Below are 19,148 nucleotides of genomic sequence, written 5' to 3'. Positions count from 1 at the left end.
TCGCTCAAATCCCCAATCCCTAAAGGTTCCACCAGTAAGTGAATTTCAACACAATAGCCCGGTTTTTAACTCTGAAATTTTCCGGAAGATAATTGTCTGTGTATACCAGAAAGAGGTCCGATGCTGGCTTGTAGCGCCACTGCAGCCTCGAATTAAGATTGATGTTATCGGCCTGGTTGTTGTATTGCATAAAGGTGGTAAAGAAGAGTTTGTTAGTGAATGTGACATCCACCCGTGGGCCTACGAGCCATAATTCTTTTCTGTTCCATGGGTCAGGCAACCGGATATCGTTGTAATTTCCCGCCATGGCAATAGCTACAAACGGTTGAAAGCGGTAACCAAGTTCTGCCCTTAAATTATTACGGTGTCCGCCCTGATAATAACCGCCAAAAATTGCGGAAGCATTGTAAGTAAGCCTGTTTTGAGGGCCCGATGCAATGTCAAATCCGGTTGATTTCCAGCTGTGTTCAGTACCAGTTCCAAGTGTTGCTCCACCCAAATTCGTAGGATCGAACGGCCGCAATAGCCGCACGTAATTACTCGCTCCCCACACCGAAATGGTAGCGCGGTTGATGAAATTGATGTTATAAGAGAAAATAAATTCCTTGTCACTTACATTTCTTTGTTTGTCCCAAAATACATTACTTACCAGTTTTGGACCATGGCTGATGATACTTGGGGACTTGATAAAGAAGAGGTAACCTACATTTGGACTGATTTTGTAATAACCCATCCGTGTGGCGTTGGGAACATATCCCACTTCCGCATTGTAATTTTTACCTACGTATTCGTGCTGCCATTGCCAGAAAAAACTTGCTTTGCTGAATTTCAGATCGGCAGCGTGAGAAAAATCGTCGTTGGATTTCCCCGGTGTGAAAGATTTCAGAAACATCACCTTGCCTGTCCATAAATTACTTGCACTTGCTAAGTTAAACTCGGCTCCTATATTGCGGTTGTAGCGATTTGTGCCCTCGTTTTTTTCATGCGAATAGTTGATTGCGTCCCGGTTTACGAAGAGAAACCTGACATTCGATCTTGCAAAAAGTTGACGCTGCAAGGCGAAAACGGCATAATTATTTTTCGGGGTACTATCCTGAGAAGCGGTCTGCACATCCAAAACTCCGATACGCCAATTCTTATTCAGCTTCCCGCTCATACGCGCTCCAAACTGAATGGGTACGCCCAGCCCGATCCGCCGTGAGAAAAACGGTCTCAGCGTTGCATATCCGAAGTTGGCGAACAGATCCGCATTTTCTAAAAAAAATTGCCTTCTTTCCGGAAAGAAAAGTTCGAAACGGTTCAGGTTGGTTTGTTGCACATCAACATCCACCTGTGAAAAATCAGGATTTACGGTCAGGTCGAGATTCAGTGATGGGGTGAGACCAATTTTCACATCTCCGCCAACCGTAGGTTTGTATTTTGCAGGTGTATCTTTTTGATAATCCCTGGTAAGTCGTGTTGCAGCGTAAGGAATAAGGGAAATATTTGGTCCCGGATTGGGCGGAGGTGTATCCCACACAAGTACGCCGGTATAAGCCAGCGAGGCCGATGGAAATTGTCGCGGAACTGGTGCCCAGGCCGATTTTTCTGAAATGGTGAGGTCCTGTCTGCTGAAATTTATTCCCCATTCCGTGATTCCTGGTTTGTATCGGATGCTTTTAAATGGAATTGCAGCTTCCCACACCCACTTTTCACTATCATTTTTTACTTCTGAAACCCACTTATTGTCCCAGCTCAGATCCACGGCGCCACCGTCGCCCATCTGACCGTCCCAGGGTGCGCCGGCCGCATTGGCACCAAACGAAAATCCATTGGTACGGTCATCGAATGTGTCCATGAAAAGAAGGAAATTGTCATTCTTCCCAAAACTAAAATCTCTTTTAAGCGACTCGACAATGATGGCACCATTTACAGGCTTAAAATTGACTACCAGAATATAAAGATTCTGTTTGTCGTAGGTCATCCGCACTTCCGTTTTACACCGGGAAAAACTGGTGTCCATAGGCGTAACCATGTAGAAGTCAGTGGCTAGCTGAGTGCTGGCCCATGCGGGATCATCTCCTGCGCCGTCAATTCTGAGCGGGGATGAGGCGGGATGAATATGGTATTTATACTCTTCGTTGGGTTTCTGAGCCAATACGTGACTAAGAAACGCAAACAGGAATAGTTGCGGAAGTAAAATTTTTTTCAAGATGTCGGGAGTAGGAAGTTGTATTGGGGTCTCGCTTTGCGGGCGAAAATTGGTATTAAAAAAGCGGGAAGTAAACCCCGCTTATTCTTTAAACCATTTGGCATCAGCATAAAAAGTACCAAAAGGAACAATAGAAGCCAGTATGCTCAAAATTGCTTTTTTCCATGACCAACTTCTTTCAATAGCAACTTGTACTACAAGCAGAACGTACAACACGAACAGAACGCCATGTGCCATTCCCACGATACGGACAGCTTCCGGCAGACCGGCCATATATTTAAGTGGCATGGCAATTCCTAGTAATAAAAGCAGTGATACTCCTTCAAGAAATGCTACAATACGCAGACGGCCCAGAGATGATTTTAACAGTGAAAGAATCATAATATTAAGTTTATTCAAAAAGGTATTATTCTAAGGCAAAGATAAAATTTTATTTGCTTCGTTACTGCGGTAAAATATTATTGTTTTCTTTACAGCACACTTTAACTAAAAACTAAAAATGATGAACAAAATCTGCGTTTCAATCTTCCTGATATTAATTTCTATTTCTGCTTTTGCGCAGAAATATAAGGTGGCGGGGAAAGTTACTGATGAAAAGGGGGATGCATTGCCGGGAGCTTCGATAGTTGAAAGAGGGACTAATAATGGTACAATTACGGATGCAAACGGGATATATACCCTTGATGTGGGGTATAATAATGCAACGCTGGTTGTGACCTTTGTCGGATACAATAGTGTGGTAAGGGAAATTGAAGGAAAGGGAACTCAGAATTTTACGCTGGAAAATGCTACGCTTCTTAACCAGGTCACCGTGGTGGGGTCAAGAAATATGAACCGGTCTTCGACAGACACGCCCGCACCCGTGGATGTGATCAACATTGCAGAAATTACCAGTAAACAAGGCCAGCTGGATGTGAATCAGCTCTTGCAGTTTGCTGCACCGTCGTTCAATTCCAATCGCCAGACAGGTTCTGATGGAGCCGATCACGTGGATCCCGCTTCACTGAGAGGACTTGGTCCGGATCAAACGCTGGTACTCATCAACGGAAAACGCAGGCATCAGTCTTCCCTGGTAAATATATTCGGTACACGTGGTCGTGGAAATACCGGAACTGACCTGAACGCCATTCCTGCCGCTGCCATTGAACGCATTGAGGTATTGAGAGATGGAGCCGCTGCTCAGTATGGCTCAGATGCCATTGCAGGGGTAATTAATATTGTGTTGAAAGAAAATGTGAATCAGCTAACTGCTAATGCGAATGCTGGAATTTATATGGCTTCCTATCGCGCAGATGGTAAAAGTTTTGACGGTCTTAATTACAACGCAAATGTAAACTATGGATTAAAGTTAGGTAAGCGAGGCTTTTTGAACATGACAGGAGACTACAATTCAAGAGCACATACCAACAGAGCCGATACACATCCTGAAGATGAGATCGTGCGCCGCGAATATGGTGATCCGAAGGTGGAGAATATGGCTTTTTATTACAATGCGATGATTCCTGTATGGAGAAACGTGCAGCTCTATAGCTTTGGAGGAATCAACAAACGTAAAGGAGATGCTTACGCCTGGACCAGAAGTAAAGACGATAAGCGGAATATTGAGTCCATTTATCCAAATGGTTTTGATCCTATCATTGGAAGTGACATTGATGACCAGGCTGTCACCGGAGGTGTAAGAGGTGTTTGGAAAAACTGGAGTATTGATGCAAGTAATACCTATGGATTCAATAAATTTGATTTTTCTGTAAGAAATTCCCTGAACAGGTCACTTGGGTCGGACTCAAGAACATCGTTTGAAGCGGGCGGTTTTCAGTTGGGACAAAATGTAAGTAACCTTAACCTGACCCGTTTTTACAAGAATGTTTTTCAGGGGCTAAATGTTGCCTTCGGGGGAGAATATCGCACAGAGCGTTACAAGATATTTGAAGGTGAACGTCCGTCGTATTACAATTATGATCCGCGTTATGAAGGTGGTTCACAGGGCTTTCCGGGATTTGGACCATACAATGTGGTGAACGAGAGCCGGTCTAATGTGGGAGGCTATTTGGATTTGGAAGCAGATCTGACTAAAAGTTTGCTTGTCGATGTTGCCGGACGATTTGAGAATTACAGCGATTTTGGAAGTACAGTAAATGGTAAAGTAGGTTTCCGTTACAAACTTTCGGATCAATATGCTGTTCGCGGGTCGGTGAGCACAGGTTTCAGGGCTCCTTCATTGGCTCAGAAATACTTTAATTCAACCTTTACGAATTTCGTGAACGGACAAGCTGTTGAGGTATTGCTTGCAGGCAATAACAGCGAGGTTACCAAAGTATTGGGTATTCCGCAGTTGAAACAGGAGACTTCTGAAAACGCAAGTTTCGGCATAACCATGAATCCGGTTTCAGGATTTTCGGTGACTGTGGATGGTTATTATGTAAAGGTGAAAGATCGCGTGGTTTTAACGGGCCAGTTCAGCGATGAAGACAAGGATATAGGAAATCTGTTGAAATCTCTGAGAGTAGGAGAAGCTCAGTTTTTTACCAACGCCTTATCTTCCACCACATCTTACGGAATTGATGTAATTGTAGCTCATTCAACTGCGCTTGGTAAGGGACGTCTTAGCTCGACGCTGGCTGCTAATTTTAACCACATGGAGTTGGGTAAAATCAATACAAGTCCAAAGTTGGCTGGTAAAGAAGACAAATATTTTAGTGAAAGAGAGCGTCATTTTGTGCTTGCGTCGGCACCGCCTTCTAAAATCAACCTCACGCTCGACTACACTGTTGATAAACTTAGCTTTATGTTGAGAGGAATCCGATTTGGAGAGATCAGTCTGATCAACTGGAATTATGGCGAAGAAAAGAATGCAGCTACCGGAGAAAAATATTCCAGAGCCGAGTATACCGATTTATATAGACCAAAAGTGCAGTTGGATTTGACAGTAAGTTATAAATTCACTAAAAACATTTCTGCCTCAATAGGAGGGAGTAACATCCTGAACACCTATCCTGACATGCAAAGCCCGTTAACTACAGAGTCGGGTGGAGCCTGGGACCCGGTGCAAATGGGAAGTAACGGGGCATTTTTCTTTACCCGTTTAGGATTTAAATTTTAAGATACCAATTCATGAAATACAGTTTCCTTGTTGTTCTTCTAATGCTGTCGTTATCAGTGAAGAGCCAGCCGTGTGCATTGCTAACCCAAACTTTTGCCGTAGCGGATACCATTAAAAGGGATAGCAAGGAACTGTATGTTTTCCGTTTCAGCGAAAAACAGCTGAACGACATCCGAACATTACCTGGTTTCGAGAAAGCTATTGACGCGATTAAAAAACTGCAAAAAACACTGGATGAAGATCATACTTCATTCAAGAACGGAATACTGTGGCAACTCGATGTAAAGCTTGCAGAAAAGCAGTTTGCCGAATTAAAAAAGGAATGCCCTGAAACGAGTTTTGGAGTTTACAGGAGAGAGATGGATTATTACAGGAGCAGGTTTGTGGCGAAGGATAACAAGTAGTGAAAAGAGAAAATCGCGATCAGAAGGCCTCATACAAGCTTTAATTTTTGCAATATGCTTTTCCGAAGCTGTGGGCGGATGGCATTTGGCGTAACCAAGTCTACTTTTATCTTTAAAGCTTCTTCAAGTAAATCCTGAACTCTGAAAAACTCCCAACCTACCGGCTGACTGAATTCGACGAGGATATCTATGTCGCTATTCTCCCGGGCAGAACCTGATGCATGAGAACCGAAATAGCCTATTTCCTTAACAAAATACTCCTGGCTTAGTAATGGTTTAAGCGCTCGTATCTTTTCAACTATTGTTTGCTCGTTTATCATCGACATATTGATAACGGTTTTAACAAAGATAGTTAAAACTAGGATGGGCAAACAAATGTACTTTGACCTAATTATACATAAGGAGGCAACAAAAAAGGCTCTGACGAAAATCTCCGCCAGAGCCTTTTTGCATGAACTTGCTTTTACACAGTCTGAACTTTCGGTTTACCCTTCTGCTTGGTTAAGGCTGCACTTTCTTTATCCCGCATTTTAATGAAGTCTTTAAAGCGTCGGATGGTAGCCAGTACAAAACCGATAATCAATACGAACGTTCCCAACCACAGAATGTTAATCAATGGCTTTTCGGTCGCTTTCATAACGATGAAGTCGCGCTGGGTTGTGTTGACAGCAAATGAGAACTGGCCAGTCTGCGGATTAATTTCACTAAACTGAACACGAAGTCCCAGGTCATTATTAACCTCCGTCTTACGAGCAACCATGCGGTCACGAATGACGTAAGATGGTGTCAGAACGAACTCATTCTCTTTGTCAAGAACGCGGATCATTGCCTTCACAGCTGCATCGCCAGGTCCAAGTGTTACACCGTCAACAGAGTCAGTACGTACCACGTTATCAAGAATGGCCACGTAATCATTGACAAAGAACGTGTCACTCATGCTCACTGTGAAATTCTCTGTCTGGCTCCATACAGGCTCAGCAGTAGGATTGGTAACCATTGAAACGTAGGTGTACAAATCTTTCCCAAGCTCCCTGTTGATATCAGGAGACACTACGATTCCACCCATTTTTGGGTTAATCTGTACCCTAGGAAACAGGTTGAATACTTTTCCAGATGGCTCTCTGTACTCAATTTCGTAGTAGAAGTTTTCAGGTGAAATTTCAAGCGTGTCACCTTTGGCATAATACTGTTTGTCGTTGTAAACGATGTCTCTCAACGCAACAGCACGGTAATCGTTTTCAATGATATCAACCCAGCTTTTGGAAATATAACCTGGAATGTGACGTGGCTCAACGCGAACATCGCGCCATGTAAGCATGTAGTCGCCCATTTTCTCCGGCTTGTTAAGCCAAAGTGTAATGTTCTCCTTATTCTCTTTATTGTCGTTGCTTGTAAATTCCTCACTGCGGGAAATCATCAGCCCGGAGTTATTAATGGAAACCACTTTCGTATATGCAGAAGAGAAAAGTACTCCTATCAGCATTAACGCTACACCAATGTGCGTAATGGCTCCACCGGAAAGGTTGTAATTGCCTCTGACGATGTTGAAAAGTATGGTTCCGTTTGCTACGATTGCGAAGATCGAAGCCGTAAGCAAGGCAATGTATTGAATATCCTTCACACCCTGCAAAGTGATTACGGCTGCACTGATAATGAGCGTGATCAGCAATGGATTGTATAAAGCCTGAAGTTTATCTTTCCCTACACGTTTCCACCAGAAATACTGTCCGATACCTGTTAAAATGATGATGAGAGAGAAAAACCACAGCTGGAATTTGTTGTAGTGTCCAATCTGATCAGCGGGTAAAGCCATGTTTAAAACAGTGCCAAATGCTTCCGCTATTTTGTTGTAAACAGGAATAGAAGTCGTTGCAAGGATCTGGAAGCCAGACAGGCACAATAACGTTGCTCCTATGAAAATCCAGAATTCCTGCGAGTAGGTTGAAACTTCTTCATCATCGGAAGGCAAACTTTTCCAGCGATAGATCAGTAAACCAACTGAAAGTATTAGGAATGTAAGCAGGTAAATCAGAAGTTGTCCTGATAAACCAAGATCCGTAAACGAGTGCACAGACGCATTGCCCAATACGCCGCTTCTTGTCATAAACGTTGAATAAAGAACGAGTACGAAGGTGGCAATGGTTAATATGAATGACGTTTTAAGAGCAGTCGCATTCTTACGCCCAATGATCATCGTATGGATTGCCGCTACGAGAATAAGCCATGGAACGAAAGATGTATTTTCAACCGGATCCCAGTTCCAGTAGCTACCGAAGTTAAGCGTTTCGTATGCCCAATAAGCACCCATCAGAATTCCTACACCAAGTACCAGTGCCGAGAAAAGTGCCCAAGGAAGAGCGGGACGAAGCCATTCGTTAATTTTTTTGGTCCAAAGACCCGCCATTGCAAAAGAGAACGGTATCAGTGTAGAAGCAAATCCTAAGAAAAGTGTAGGCGGGTGAATTACCATCCAGTAGTTCTGCAACAATGGATTAAGACCGTTTCCGTCTTTGGCAATGAAATTCGGATCCATCTTAAAGACCGGAATATCCGGCATTACTTCTTTCAACAAAAGGAAAGGAGTTGATCCAATTTTAAGGTCAAGACCAGGGATAACCACACCAAGGATCATGGATGTAAGAAAGGCCTGTACCAATGCAAATATGGTCATTACAGGTGCTTCCCACGATCGGTTACTGAATATCAGAACGGATCCAAGAACGACATTCCAGAAAATCCATAAAAGGAAACTTCCTTCCTGATCCTGCCAGAAGCTGGAAATGGTATAACCTGTTGGCAGTGAAAGTGACGAGTTCTTCCAGGCGTAATGGTATTCAAAGTAATGATTTCCAATAATCCAGTAAAGCGAGAAAACAACGCCGAGTACTGCTACTACGTGTACAACGTAAGTAGCGCGTGCAAAACGTTTCCAGGTTAGCTGGTCGTCGAAGGTGGCGACAGCTGAGGAGGCTTTAAAATAAGCAAAAGTTGCGACCAGAGCCGAAACAAATGCAACAATTACCAGCAGGTGACCTGCACTTCCTATTGTTGTATGAATCATGATTTAGTTGCGGTCGCTTCCGTTGTTTCCAGTTTTCCGTTTTCGTATTTTGAAGGGCACTTCATAAGAATTTTTTCAGCGTTAAATGTGCTGCCTTCCATTTTGCCGATTACCACTACTTGTTCCGACTTATCAAAGTCCTGCGGTTTGGTGCTTTTGTATACCACCTTTTGCGCTATATTGTTATTATCGATCAACGTAAAGGAGAAATAATTCGGGTCAATTTCAGGCTGGTATTCCATCTCTAAAATCTGCCCTGCGGTATTCTTTTTAAGTTTACCAACAACGTGGATACTTTCGTTATCGCCATCCGATGCCATTTCTTTGGCTTTGGAAAAATCAACATAGGTACTGGCGTCGCCAGCTGTTGACACAATGATGCCAATAGCAACTGCAACAATGATCAGGCCGAATATTTGGATCTTTTTCATAACTCTTACTTGATTTTTAATTCTTTTTCAATTTTGCCAACCTTGGATTCCAGGCGAAGCATGTTGATGGCGATTCCTGCAAATACAACAGCGATAACGACTACAACAACCCATATTTTACCGTCCTCACGCAGCTTGTCTGCCATGGGAACGGTGGTGTCGACCGTGGTTTGGGCGATTGTATTAATTGATATGATCAATAGGGAAAGCAGAAGGGGAAAAACTTTTTTCATGATATTCATATAGGACTAAATTCTTAACGAATTTTTGTTTTGAAATGTTTACTATTTCCTGAAAATGTGTGTTTTTCGGTTACAGAGGTTTGCTAGTCTGTATAAATTCCTCTTCCCGTAATCTGTTGATCCTTTTGATTCTCACCCGAAGTTCAGCAAACCAGAGACCAAGTAAAATCCAGCCAATAATTGCAGGGTAGAACACCATACGCAGGTCATTATTCATATCATAAGAACCGAAAGTGCTGTTACCACCACTTCCCGGATGCAGGGAGTCGGTCAGTCTTGGAAGTATATAAATCAACGGTACAAAAACAGCAAAGGCAAAAATGTTGTAGACCGAGGCAATACGTGCCCGACGCTGTTCGTCTTCGAAAGAAGATCTCAGCAGTAAATAGGCCAGATATATCAGAATTCCGACAGCCGCACCATTCAGTTTCGGATCATTTGGCCAAGGATCACCCCAGGTAAAATTGGCCCAAACCGAGCCTGACAAACATCCCAGAATTCCGTAGAATAAGCCCGATTTGGCCAATTCGCTGGCGACGTCGTCGTGTTTCAGATTGCTACTACGCAGGTACATCAGGGAGTACACCATCGAAGCAAACAACAGGGTTGTCATGGCGAGCCACAAGGCCACATGGAAATAGGTATTTCTGATACTTTCATTGAGTATCGGCAGGTGAGGCACCGGGCCCATTAATCCCATAAAAACGACATAGAACAGCAGCGCTATGCACAGGATTTTCCACCACAGTTTTTTCATTATACTTGCTGATTAGATAATCAATTTGTTAACTCAATTCTAGCTTCTCCACAGATACGGAAACAGGAGGTAGCTTAATGTAATTACGATCAGATCGATTGATAATAGTGTGATGATTTCGTCGTTGCTCACACTCCAGTCCAGGCCATCCATGGCGTTTTTAGCCAGCCGGATGGTCATTAGAAGCATGGGCAGAATAATCGGAAAGCTCAGTACTGCCATCAGTGTTGCACTGTTGTCGGCCTTGGATGCAATTCCAGCAATAAGTGTTAGAACGGAAGCAAATCCGATCGCTGACAGGGCGATACAAATGGCGTAAAGCCCCATGTCGCCAACCTGATTTCCCATTACAAATGCATAAAACACAAAACCAACACCTGCCAGAAACAACATTACAAACGAATTGTAAATGATTTTTGACATGATGATAGCCTGGGGGCTGCACAAATTATAATAGTAGATGAGCCGGCCATGGCGTTCCTGAGAAAAACTTTTTGCAATAGCATTAACTGCTGCAAAAAGAATAATTATCCAGAATAGTGTGTTCCAAACAATGGGTGTAAGCTGATTGCGACGCAGACTGAAACTCAGATAACAGACAAAAACAGTGCTGACTACATAAAGAAGCATGCCACTCAATGCATATTTCTGACGCCATTCAAGCGTGAATTCTTTCCAGATCAGGGTTCTTATCTCGTTCAATGCTATTGACAGTCGGCAGGCAGCAACAGGCTTTCGGCACAGTGATTAATTTTTCTCAATTCTATTTCCTCTTTCGCGCTGCAAAAGTACTACATAAAGGCTCAGGGTGATAATAAAATGGTCATGATTTTGTATGATGCATGTGTTGAAAAGAGGTAAATGCCGTGTAATAGTTTGAATTACGAGCTGATAATGCTTAATTTGCAGTTTAAGTGTATTCAATCTAAATAAGGGTGTGCGATGTCCAGAACAGTATCCCATCTGCGGAAAGGAGAAAAAGGAATTATTAAATCGTTTTCAGATAAAGTAATGTCCTTGAAATTGTTGGAAATGGGTTGTTTGCCCGGATGTGAAGTGAGGCTAGACGCCATTGCTCCTTTTGGCGATCCGATATGTATTAACGTGGGAGGCCAATATTGTTTGTCTCTCAGGCTCAACGAAGCGGATGCCATCATCCTCGAATAAAGTGGCTACTCATTTAATTTAAGTAGTAACGAAAAATTAGTTTATTGATTAATTTTTTTAATTCGTTATTAATCATGCTGTTATTGTGCTAATCGCTTTTATTAGATTGGCGCCCGGCCAATGGCCAACAGCTACTTATTGCTTTTCAATTGAAATCAGAAAATATTAAAATTGCGCTTGTCGGTAACCCTAATGCCGGAAAATCCACATTGTTTAATGCTTTGACTGGCTTGCGCCAAAAAACCGGGAATTTTCCGGGCGTAACGGTTGAGAAAAAATCCGGAACGTTTCATCTCAAGGCGGCTCAGGGAGAACCTGCCCGGGAGGTTACGCTTGTGGATTTGCCGGGGACTTACAGCATTTACCCAAAATCCAAGGACGAAACGGTGGTGATGGATATTCTTGCTAATCCAAGGCATCCTGACTTCCCCGCGGTCATTATAGTGGTGGCTGATGCGTCCAATCTGCAAAGGAATTTATTGCTTTTTACCGAGATTCATGATCTGGGTGTGCCGGCGGTACTTGCGCTGAATATGCTGGATGTTGCTAAAAGTATGAATTTGACAGTGAATGCAGTGCAACTTGCCATGCAGCTTAAAGTTCCTGTGGTACGTATCAACGCCCGTACAGGAGAAGGGATGGCACATTTGCAAGAAGCGGTGTCGCAGGTACTGGATCAAAAAGAAAAGCAGGCAATTTCCTATTTCTACGAGCCGACTTCCAATGAAGTTGCATTGATTGATGAGGTGAAAAGTATACATAGCCTTGACAATGACTATGTTGCACTGCAATATGTTTGCCAGCATGATAATTTTTCTTTCCTCGAAACACCGGCAAGGGTGAAACTGGACGGACTGATTGAGAAATACGGATTTGATGAGAACCATTTTCTTGCAACAGAAACCATTGCCCGCTACGAAAAGATAAAACCCATTGTTTCCAAAGCGGTAAAGTCAGAAGGTATTTTGGAACAACCATACTGGACCAGAAAACTGGATGCCATTTTGCTTCATCCGGTTTGGGGTTATGTTACATTTCTTTTTGTATTGCTTGTAATTTTCCAGGCGATATTTGCATGGGCATCCTATCCGATGGATATGATTGATGCCGGAACCGCCGCTACAATTGAATGGGTGAAAGGTGCTCTGCCGGAGGGAATTTTGAATGACCTGATCACAGATGGAATACTGGCTGGGATTGGCGGTATTATCATTTTTATACCTCAAATTGCCATTTTATTTGCGCTAGTCGCCATTCTGGAAGAGTCGGGTTATATGGCTCGTGTGATGGTGATCATGGATAAACTGATGCGTAAGTTCGGCTTAAATGGCCGCAGTGTGGTTCCGCTTATTTCCGGTGTGGCTTGTGCAGTTCCCGCCATCATGACGACCCGAAGCATCAGTAGCAGATACGAAAGACTACTCACCATCATGGTTACACCATTAATGAGCTGCTCGGCGCGTCTACCTATCTTCGCTATCCTTATAGCACTGGTTGTTCCTTCAACAAAAGTGCTCGGTTTTTTCAACTTGCAAGGACTGGTTCTCCTGGGACTATACTTGCTTGGTTTGGTAGGAGCGTTGTTATCTGCCTGGCTTTTATCTCTTTTTCTGGAAAGAAAAGAACCTGGATACTTCATGCTTGAAATGCCTTCTTACAAGCTGCCCCGCTGGGGACATGTGGGTTTTACGATGTATGAAAGTGTGAAATCGTTTGTACTCGAAGCGGGTAAGGTCATTATGGCGATTTCAATCATTCTCTGGGTATTGGCTTCTTATGGACCGGGTGATAAAATGGAGAAAGCGGAAGCGCAGGTAGTTGAGCAGATGCAGCAAAAACCTCAGGAAGAAATAGATGCAGCCGTTGCTTCTGTCAGGCTGGAAAATTCTTACGCGGGAAGCTTTGGCCGATTTATTGAGCCAGCAATTCGTCCGCTTGGTTATGACTGGAAGATCGGAATTGCATTGTTGGCTTCATTTGCCGCAAGAGAAGTTTTTGTAGGAACAATGGCGACCATTTATAGTATCAGCGGAGATTCGGAAGATGTATTAACGGTGAAAGAAAGGCTTCTTCAGGAAAAGAATCCGGAAACTGGCGGACCCATGTATACCCCGGCTGTATGCTATTCGCTGCTTATGTTCTATGTTTTTGCCATGATGTGCATGAGTACCATTGCGGTAGTTTACAGGGAAACACATGGCTGGAAATGGCCGATGATTCAGCTGGCTTATTTGACTGTCTTGGCTTATGTGTCCGCTTTTGCGGTGTATCAGTTAATGAGTTGAGTTTCCTAGAAATCAGGGGAGTATTCGTCAGAATGTATACACGCTGGATGATTTGCCCAGTTCAAGATAAAAACCTTTCTCCTGATTTAGTTTGTAAATCACAGGAAGGTTTTTGTCTAAAAGTTCGACAAGATCCTGATTGGAAATGTTTCCAAGAATAATTCGGATTAGTTTTTTTGGAGTCCGTTTAAGTAAAAAAGAGTTACGGAAGTCCTCATCCTTGGTTATTAAAATCAACTTATGTGTATCCGCATAAATGCAAATTTCGGAATCACTGGTATTCCACTTGTTTGGAAGCCGATTTACATGTAGAGCAGTGTGACCCGCGTTTGCAAGATGCCGGACGAGCTTAAGCGATATATGAACGTCGCATAAAAAATCCATCACGCAGCTTCGCCAATAATCCGACCGGAAACCAAAAGTTTTGCATAGCTCAAACAGGCAAGAATATCATTCTTTTCCAACTCAGTATGATCTTCAAGAATTTCATCAGAAGACATTCCAGAGCTTAACATATCCATAATAACTTCCACTGGCCAACGCATTCCACGGATGCATGGTTTACCGTGACAGATGGAGGGATCGATGGTAATTCTTTCAAGATGTTCCATGTGTTGTGTTTATATAAAACAAATTTACTCTAAATCCCGCTTATTTACCAGCCCAGGTTATCTATTACATCCGAGGCAATCATGGCACTCATTCCTCTTTTTCCTACGGCCCGGTCGCCGGCCAAACCATGTTGATATACGCCCAAAGTCGCTGCATGTTCAGGCGAATAGCCCTGCGCCAAAAGTGCCGTAATAATTCCTGTTAAAACGTCTCCTGTGCCGCCAGTTGCCATTCCGGCATTTCCCGTCGAATTGAAATGAACATCTCCATTACTTAGGATTACAGCGGTATTAGCCCCTTTCAGGCATATGATGACCTGATATTTTTTTGCGAAATCACGCGCCAGTTCCAGTCTTGCAAATTCATCACTGCTTTCACCCGCAAGTCTTTGAAACTCTTTTTGATGTGGTGTTAAAATGGTTTCTTTGGGCAGTATACTGAGTAAATGCTGATTCTGAGCCAGAAGATTTAAAGCATCTGCGTCGATGACCAAACTTGCCTTCGCAGTTTTTATTAACTTTTCCAATAGCAATACTGTCGGTTTTTCCTGACTTAAACCTGGCCCTATTCCGATGGCAGAATAGGTTTCAACATCTGGCAGTTCTGTTAAATGTTTTAGACCGGAATCAACTGTTGCCATTGCTTCCGGGATGGCAATCTGCATAATATCATAACCGCAGGCCGGAATATGCATCGTTAGTAAGCCAACTCCTGATCTTAAGCACGCTTTTCCTGACAACACTGCCGCACCTATTTTTCCGTAGCTACCGGCAAGAATTAAAGCATGGCCGAACGTCCCTTTGTGAGAGAATTTTCGTCTGGGTGTAATAAGCTTTTCGGCAGTGATCTGGTCTGTGAAATGGTAAGGAGTGTCTGTATTGTTAATAAATTCCGGATGGATCCCAATATCAACAACATGCCAGTTTCCAACAAAATCTGCATTTTGAGGTAGCAAAAACGCAAGTTTAGGAAATTGAAAGGAAACGGTGCATTGCGGTTTAATGATCACATCATCCTTTCCATTGAGCTTATCGGCATACAGCCCACTGGCAATATCTACCGAAATGATTTTGTTGCGTGTTTTGTTTAAAGCGTCAATCACTTCTGCCAAAATTTCCGTTGCAGGACGTGATAGACCAGATCCTAATATGGCGTCGATTACAATCGTGTTGGCCGGGAGGTGAGGCAAATCTTTTATTTTATATACATGAGTTGGCGTTGTGTGGTTTTTCAGTTTTGTGAGATTCGATTGAAAATCCACTGAGGCATTCGCACTGTGTTCAATAATAAAAACTTTAACTTGGTAAGATCGCTCGCACAAAAGCCTGGCGATGGCAAGTCCGTCTCCTCCATTATTTCCTTTGCCACAAAAAATGGCAATGGGTCGCGTATGCACAAACTGGTCGCAGAACCAGCGTACAAAAGCTGTGGAAGCGCGTTCCATCAGATTGATGGAAGATATTGGCTCGTTGGCAATGGTGAAAGCATCGGCCTGCCGGATCTGCTCTGTGTTAAATATTTTCATTTGAAATCGTATTTCAATGCCTGTAATCTGATTCAATTTGCCCTTAGTTTCTACAAATATTGCGCCGCTTTAAGGCTGTATGCGTCCGTATGAGGATTCGAGTGATTAATTTCTTCCTAAAACCGTGTAACACTTTCTTTTAACGAGAAAAAAAATTAGCTTTGCACTCGTTTTCGCAAAAGCTGTTTTGAATGAAGGGGCGTCACCTCATCCGCTGGAAACTGCTCAATTTATTAAATTATAAAAATTTTTCGTCATGAGCGAACTTATTAAACTCGTAGAAGCTACGATTGAAAATCGTAAAGCCGAGTATCCTGAATTTAAATCAGGCGACACGATTAACGTACACGTTAAGATCAGAGAAGGTAACAAAGAGCGTATTCAGCAATTTCAGGGTACTGTAATGCAACGCCGTAACCTTAGCGCGAGCGGTGAAACTTTCACAGTACGTAAGATATCAAACGGAATCGCGGTTGAACGTGTATTCCCAATCCTTTCTCCAAGTATTTCTAAAATTGAATTACTTCGTCGCGGTAAAGTTCGCCGTGCACGTTTGTTCTTCTTACGTGGACGTCAGGGTAAAGCAGCTCGTATTAAGGAGCTTAAAGTAGCAAAAGCTTAATACAGCAATTAGCTAAGAAATTTGAAGCCCTGCACGATCTTTTTCTTGCAGGGTTTTCTTTTTATAGCTATTAGCTGATAGGCTGTTAGCTTTTATGGCTGGTACAATTTAAGCTAGGAACTTATAGACTTTCGAATTCTTAACTTATCACTGAACTGTCGCAATTAAATTTAAGTTAATAGGAAAAGCTAATGGCTAACTGCTATTGGCTAAAAGCTTCTAAGAAATGAAAATCGCATTTTATAAATATCAGGGCACGGGTAATGATTTCGTTATGGTTGATGATCGTTCGGCCACTTTTCCGGTTTCACAGGAATTGATCGCATCACTTTGTCATCGTCGGTTTGGAATCGGAGCAGATGGGTTAATCTTGCTTCAAAATGCCGAAGGTTACGATTTCCGGATGGTATACTTCAATGCAGATGGCGGAGAAGGAAGTATGTGCGGAAATGGTGGTCGCTGTGTTGTCAGATTTGCACATGATCTTGGGCTTTTTGAAACAGACACTACATTTATAGCCGTTGACGGCCCGCATGAAGCAACTGCAACAGACGAAATTATCCGACTGAAAATGTCGCCGGTTAGCAAAGTAGAGCTGTATGAGGAATATGATTTCATGAATACGGGCTCACCACATTATGTCACTTATGTAGACGATATTGAAGAAACCAACGTGGTAGAAATCGGAAAGGATATTCGCTATGGTCCTGTATTTGGTCCGGTTGGTGGAACAAACGTGAACTTTATTCAGGTTCTGGGGGAAAATAACCTGAGCGTCAGAACCTATGAAAGAGGTGTTGAAGACGAAACCTATTCCTGTGGAACCGGTGTTACTGCCTGTGCATTATCTGCCCACATTCGTGAAGGGTGGGAAGGACCTATTTCGGTTGAAACTATCGGAGGCAATTTGCAGGTTTCCTACAATGAACGTATTCCAGGGCAATTTGATGATATTTATTTGATTGGCCCCGCGGTAAGGGTTTTTGAGGGAGAGTTGGATGTTTGATCATTGGTGCTTTTCGCACGATAGTTCTATATATCATAACGCGCGCCATGAAAATCTTCATTTTTATGGCGTTTTTGTTGATACAGTATGTTTTATTTTAGCATTAGGCCCTTTTCTAAGATTCTAATATATTACATAGTGCCTGAGCAGCTATAAGTATTTGCTCATTCCGACTCTATAATGCCTCCCTTCACATGAAGAATTTTTTTGTCGTTCCATTCGGGAATGCGACAGTAATCCATAGCGGCAACTTTGCTCCGGACGCCATTGGTGCATATTACAACAATGGTATTGAAATCAGCTGCCAGTGAACGTTTTTCCCGGATCTCCGCCAATGGAATATTGATCCCGCCTTCGTTAAATTCCTCAAATTCCCAACCTTCACGAACATCAATCACAACGGTATCTTCCTGCCTTTGGATTTCTTTCATTTCTGAAAGGGATATATCTGAGTACGTATTTTTCGGCATTGTTAAATAAGCTTGCTTTACTAAAATCTTATAAAAAATAAACCGCAAAAGTAAACGGTTCGGTTCACTTTTGCGGTTGTAAATTTTCAGATTGTTGGTTGCTTACCTTCCTGCGTCATAAGGATGATCCTTCACGACAGGAATATTTTTAGCAATCAGTTTGTGAATATCTTTCAGATATGGTTTCTCTTCAATATCACAGAATGAAAGTGCTGTTCCTTTCGCACCCGCACGCCCTGTTCTACCGATACGGTGTACATAGGTTTCAGGGATGTTTGGGATTTCATAGTTGATCACGTGGGTAAGGTCATCAACATCAATTCCACGCGCAGCTATGTCTGTTGCCACCAATACACGGGTGGTTTGGCTTTTAAAGTTTTTAAGCGCATTCTGGCGTGCGTTCTGCGACTTATTTCCGTGAATCGCTTCGGAAGTAACGCCAGCTTTGCGAAGCACTTTCACAACCTTATCGGCACCATGTTTTGTTCTGGTAAATACCAAAGCGGTAGCAATAGTCTGATCGCTCAAAATGTGAAGCAACAAAGAGTTTTTATCCGATTTGTCTACAAAGAAAACAGACTGCTTGATCGTATCCGCAGTTGAAGAAACAGGAGTTACTTCCACTTTCGCAGGATTTGTCAGAATCGTATCGGCAAGGGTCATAATTGCAGGCGGCATGGTTGCTGAGAAAAACAGCGACTGGCGTTTAGCTGGCAATAATTTAATCACCTTTTTTACGTCATGTACAAAACCCATATCCAACATACGGTCGGCTTCGTCCAGAACAAATATTTCCAGTTGGTTCAGTTTTATAAAACCTTGATTGATAAGATCAAGTAAACGGCCTGGTGTGGCAATCAAAACGTCAACACCTTTATGCAGCGCATCAGTTTGTGGTTTTTGTCCAACACCGCCAAAGATTACGGTATGTTTGATGTTGGTGTGTCTTCCGTAAGCTGCGAAACTTTCTCCGATCTGGATGGCAAGCTCACGCGTGGGAGTCAATATCAAAGTTCTTATTCTTGCTTTTTCCCACTTATCCAGTGGTCTGTTCTGAAGAAGCTGCAAAATAGGAATTGCAAACGCTGCTGTTTTTCCGGTTCCGGTTTGTGCGCAGCCCAGTAAATCTCTTTGTTTTAAAATAAGTGGGATTGCTTTCGACTGAATGGGGGTGGGGGTATTGTATCCTTCTTCTGTCAGAGCCTTGGAAATAGGCTCAATGAGGTCTAATTCTTGAAATGTCATTTGGTTGTGTTAAAAACGCTCCACCAAATT

The 19,148-nt window shown here is 42.8% G+C and carries 19 protein-coding genes; 6 read left to right on the top strand and 13 right to left on the bottom strand.

The genetic code is table 11. The annotated features are described in order from the left end of the window. Window positions 1-19: 19 nt before the first annotated feature. Window positions 20-2,191, bottom strand: coding sequence for a DUF5916 domain-containing protein (locus tag LZG71_RS05295; RefSeq protein ID WP_255712720.1), 2,172 nt, complete (start codon window positions 2,189-2,191; stop codon window positions 20-22). Between the two features lie 81 nt (window positions 2,192-2,272). Then, entirely contained in the window at window positions 2,273-2,572 is a 300-nt protein-coding gene (locus LZG71_RS05290) for a DUF3817 domain-containing protein (protein ID WP_233817717.1), read from the bottom strand. A gap of 118 nt (window positions 2,573-2,690) precedes the next feature. Between LZG71_RS05290 and LZG71_RS05285 the strand changes: the two genes are divergently transcribed. Continuing rightward, a complete protein-coding gene (locus LZG71_RS05285) occupies window positions 2,691-5,291 on the top strand; it encodes a TonB-dependent receptor (protein WP_233817715.1) in 2,601 nt (866 codons plus the stop codon). Window positions 5,292-5,302: 11 nt separating this feature from the next. After that, window positions 5,303-5,695, top strand: a complete 393-nt coding sequence (locus LZG71_RS05280; RefSeq protein ID WP_233817713.1) for a hypothetical protein — start codon at window positions 5,303-5,305, stop codon at window positions 5,693-5,695. Window positions 5,696-5,724: 29 nt separating this feature from the next. Here the strand turns inward: LZG71_RS05280 and LZG71_RS05275 are convergent, their stop codons facing one another. The 6 genes from LZG71_RS05275 to LZG71_RS05250 form a co-directional block, all read right to left on the bottom strand. Next, window positions 5,725-6,021, bottom strand: coding sequence for a nucleotidyltransferase family protein (locus tag LZG71_RS05275; RefSeq protein ID WP_233817711.1), 297 nt, complete (start codon window positions 6,019-6,021; stop codon window positions 5,725-5,727). Between the two features lie 137 nt (window positions 6,022-6,158). Further along, entirely contained in the window at window positions 6,159-8,756 is a 2,598-nt protein-coding gene (gene ccsA, locus LZG71_RS05270) for a cytochrome c biogenesis protein CcsA (protein WP_233817709.1), read from the bottom strand. After that, entirely contained in the window at window positions 8,753-9,187 is a 435-nt protein-coding gene (locus tag LZG71_RS05265; RefSeq protein WP_233817707.1) for a cytochrome c maturation protein CcmE, read from the bottom strand. The genes ccsA (LZG71_RS05270) and LZG71_RS05265 overlap by 4 nt, the downstream gene beginning before the upstream one ends. Before the next feature lie 5 nt (window positions 9,188-9,192). Continuing rightward, window positions 9,193-9,420, bottom strand: a complete 228-nt coding sequence (locus tag LZG71_RS05260; protein WP_233817706.1) for a CcmD family protein — start codon at window positions 9,418-9,420, stop codon at window positions 9,193-9,195. Between the two features lie 79 nt (window positions 9,421-9,499). Then, a complete protein-coding gene (gene ccsA / locus LZG71_RS05255; protein WP_233817704.1) occupies window positions 9,500-10,186 on the bottom strand; it encodes a cytochrome c biogenesis protein CcsA in 687 nt (228 codons plus the stop codon). 39 nt (window positions 10,187-10,225) lie between these two features. Beyond that, window positions 10,226-10,888, bottom strand: a complete 663-nt coding sequence (locus LZG71_RS05250) for a heme exporter protein CcmB (RefSeq protein ID WP_233817702.1) — start codon at window positions 10,886-10,888, stop codon at window positions 10,226-10,228. A 240-nt stretch (window positions 10,889-11,128) separates the two neighbouring features. Between LZG71_RS05250 and LZG71_RS05245 the strand changes: the two genes are divergently transcribed. After that, a complete protein-coding gene (locus LZG71_RS05245; protein WP_233817700.1) occupies window positions 11,129-11,353 on the top strand; it encodes a FeoA family protein in 225 nt (74 codons plus the stop codon). Window positions 11,354-11,502: 149 nt separating this feature from the next. After that, window positions 11,503-13,638, top strand: a complete 2,136-nt coding sequence (feoB, locus tag LZG71_RS05240) for a ferrous iron transport protein B (protein WP_233817698.1) — start codon at window positions 11,503-11,505, stop codon at window positions 13,636-13,638. A 27-nt stretch (window positions 13,639-13,665) separates the two neighbouring features. On the opposite strand, the gene LZG71_RS05235 is transcribed toward feoB, so the two are convergent. Genes LZG71_RS05235 through LZG71_RS05225 form a run of 3 tightly spaced genes read right to left on the bottom strand, consistent with a single transcriptional unit; the run spans window position 13,666 to window position 15,775 of the window. Further along, a complete protein-coding gene (locus tag LZG71_RS05235; RefSeq protein ID WP_233817696.1) occupies window positions 13,666-14,022 on the bottom strand; it encodes a DUF5615 family PIN-like protein in 357 nt (118 codons plus the stop codon). After that, window positions 14,022-14,249: a DUF433 domain-containing protein gene (locus tag LZG71_RS05230; RefSeq protein WP_233817694.1), complete on the bottom strand. Its 228-nt coding sequence runs from the start codon at window positions 14,247-14,249 to the stop codon at window positions 14,022-14,024. Before LZG71_RS05230 ends, LZG71_RS05235 begins: the two co-directional genes overlap by 1 nt. Window positions 14,250-14,293: 44 nt before the next feature. After that, window positions 14,294-15,775 carry an NAD(P)H-hydrate dehydratase gene (locus tag LZG71_RS05225; RefSeq protein ID WP_233817692.1) on the bottom strand — a complete coding sequence of 494 codons (1,482 nt, stop codon included), beginning with the start codon at window positions 15,773-15,775 and terminating at the stop codon, window positions 14,294-14,296. Between the two features lie 256 nt (window positions 15,776-16,031). Between LZG71_RS05225 and rplS the strand changes: the two genes are divergently transcribed. Both rplS and dapF read left to right on the top strand, forming a co-directional pair. After that, complete coding sequence (rplS, locus tag LZG71_RS05220) at window positions 16,032-16,397, top strand: 50S ribosomal protein L19 (protein WP_233817690.1); 366 nt, start codon at window positions 16,032-16,034, stop codon at window positions 16,395-16,397. Window positions 16,398-16,623: 226 nt separating this feature from the next. After that, window positions 16,624-17,403, top strand: coding sequence for a diaminopimelate epimerase (gene dapF / locus LZG71_RS05215; RefSeq protein ID WP_233817688.1), 780 nt, complete (start codon window positions 16,624-16,626; stop codon window positions 17,401-17,403). 164 nt (window positions 17,404-17,567) lie between these two features. Here the strand turns inward: dapF and LZG71_RS05210 are convergent, their stop codons facing one another. Further along, window positions 17,568-17,834 carry a rhodanese-like domain-containing protein gene (locus LZG71_RS05210; RefSeq protein ID WP_310587720.1) on the bottom strand — a complete coding sequence of 89 codons (267 nt, stop codon included), beginning with the start codon at window positions 17,832-17,834 and terminating at the stop codon, window positions 17,568-17,570. A gap of 141 nt (window positions 17,835-17,975) precedes the next feature. Then, on the bottom strand, window positions 17,976-19,118 hold the full coding sequence (locus tag LZG71_RS05205; protein WP_310587719.1) for a DEAD/DEAH box helicase: 1,143 nt from the start codon (window positions 19,116-19,118) through the stop codon (window positions 17,976-17,978). Window positions 19,119-19,148 lie beyond the last annotated feature (30 nt).

Origin of the sequence: Dyadobacter sp. CY312, assembly GCF_021390535.1 — a bacterium.
Lineage (GTDB): Bacteria > Bacteroidota > Bacteroidia > Cytophagales > Spirosomataceae > Dyadobacter.
The sequence above is the reverse complement of the archived record's forward strand: the minus strand, read 5'-3'. Positions and strand labels throughout refer to the sequence as shown.